The 267-nt window shown below is 44.2% G+C and carries 1 protein-coding gene; it reads right to left on the bottom strand.

Features of this window, described 5'->3' with window-relative positions; all coding sequences use genetic code 11:
* Nucleotides 1–267, bottom strand: a 267-nt coding sequence (locus B3L97_RS01095; protein WP_286933374.1) for an AbgT family transporter, incomplete at both ends; no start/stop codon positions are given.

Here is a 267-nt window from a genome sequence, read left to right as displayed (position 1 = left end):
CTCGCACGGAAAGTATGGTTGCCATGTTGCTTGTGTTGAAAAGGTTAATGAATAGAGAGGCAGGTAATGCCACAACCAAAAAGCTCAGGCTGCCTTGCAATCCTTTTTGCATAAGCTTCGGAATATCAGAAGCTTCTTTGATGCTGCCTGACCCATATCCATAGGCAATTCCCACAAAAAAGAAAAGAAAGAAGATAATAGCTACGACGCCAGATAGAAGCGGAGACTTTGGAACAATGCTGCCATCATCAGCCCTGAAGAATGAGC

It is taken from the genome of Aminobacterium sp. UBA4834 (assembly GCF_002400205.1).
Lineage (GTDB): Bacteria > Synergistota > Synergistia > Synergistales > Aminobacteriaceae > Aminobacterium > Aminobacterium mobile.
Note: the sequence above shows the minus strand (reverse complement) of the source record. Positions and strands in the feature narration are given on the sequence as shown.